Origin of the sequence: Micromonospora sp. CPCC 205561, from assembly GCF_036906775.1 — a bacterium.
GTDB lineage: Bacteria > Actinomycetota > Actinomycetes > Mycobacteriales > Micromonosporaceae > Micromonospora.
This window is the reverse complement of sequence record NZ_JBAKHV010000117.1, coordinates 1-1,528: the sequence shown is the minus strand read 5'-3', so window position 1 is coordinate 1,528 and position 1,528 is coordinate 1. Positions and strand designations below refer to the sequence as shown.

General features: G+C 72.6%; 1 protein-coding gene. It reads left to right on the top strand.

What is annotated here, in order from left to right; genetic code table 11:
* On the top strand, positions 1-1,528 hold a 1,528-nt coding region (locus V6V16_RS27680), incomplete at both ends, for a condensation domain-containing protein (protein WP_334566878.1).

Sequence of the window (1,528 nt, the reverse complement as noted above, 5' to 3'; positions counted from 1 at the left end):
CTGGGGCCGGGTGCTCAACCTGGAGCAGGTCAGCACCCAGGAGAGCTTCTTCGACCTCGGCGGGCACTCCATCAGCGCCATCGCGCTCGTGGGCGCGCTGCGCAACGCCGGCCACCCGGTCTCGGTGCGCGACGTCTTCGTGCACCGCACGGTCGCCGCCCTGGCCGCGCACCTCGCCGGCGGGGAGGACGCCGAGGTGGCCCCCGCGTTCCGAGCGGTCGCCCCGTTCAGCCTGCTCGACGACGCCGACCGGGCAGCGCTGCCCGCCGGGCTCGCCGACGCGTACCCGTGCGCGCAGGTGCAGCTCGCCATGCTCGTGGTCACCCTCTCCGACTCCGAGCGGCGCACCTACCACAACGTGTCGGCGTTCCCGATCCGCGACGAGCACGCCTTCGACGGCGAGGCGCTGCGCCGGGCCGTGCGGACCGTGGTGGACCGGCACGAGATCCTGCGTACGTCATTCGACCTCACCGGCTACTCGGTGCCGATGCAGCTCGTGCACGCCGAGGTGCCCGTCGACGTCACGCTGCTCGATCTCGGCGAGGGCACGGACGAGGAGGCCGAAGGCCGGCTGCGGGCGTACCTGGCCGCCGAGCGCGCCCGGCCCTTCACCTCCGACCAGGTCCCGCAGATGCGGATCGCCGGGGCGGCCGGCCGCAACGACACGTGGTGGTTCGTGCTGACCATGTCGCACGGCATCCTGGAGGGCTGGAGCCACCACTCGCTGCTGATGGAGATCCTCGACAGCTACCGCAGCCTGCGCGACACCGGCGCGCCGGCGGCGTTCGAGGCGCCCCCGGTCCGCTACGCCGACTTCGTCGCCGGCGAGATCGAGGCGCTGGCGTCGGCCGAGGACCGCGACTACTGGCAGGGCGTCGTCGCCCGGCCGGTCTTCGAGCTGCCCGCCGGCTGGGGCGAGGACGAGTCGGTCCCGGAGTACGAGTGCGGCACCCGCGTCCCCCTGCACGACCTGATGGACGACCTGCGCGAGCTGGCCAGCCGGACCGACACGTCGCTGAAGAGCGTGCTGCTGGCGGCGCACCTGAAGGTGATGAGCCAGCTCACCGCCGAACCCGTGTTCACCAGCGGGCTGGTCAGCCACGGCCGGCCCGAGGTGAGCGGCGCCGACCGGGTGTACGGGATGCACCTGAACACCCTGCCGTTCGTGCACGACGCCGGCGCGCGGACCTGGCGGGAGCTGATCCGCTCGACGTACGCCGGGGAGCTGGAGCTGTGGCCGCACCGCCGCTACCCGCTGCCGGCCGTGCAGCGCCTCGGCGACGGGCGCCGGCCGATCGAGATCCTCTTCAACTACCTCGACTTCGAGCAGGTCGACACCGAGCGGGTCGACTTCGACGACGCCATCTACGAGGCCAGCGGGGAGTTCGGTCTGCACGTCTCCACCCTCGGCGGCGTGCTCAACATCCTGGCCCGCCCGCACCAGGTCAGCTACCCCAACGTCCTGCGCCTCGGTGGCATGTACCGGGCGGTGCTGGAGGCGATGGTGGCCGACGTGGACGGTGACGCG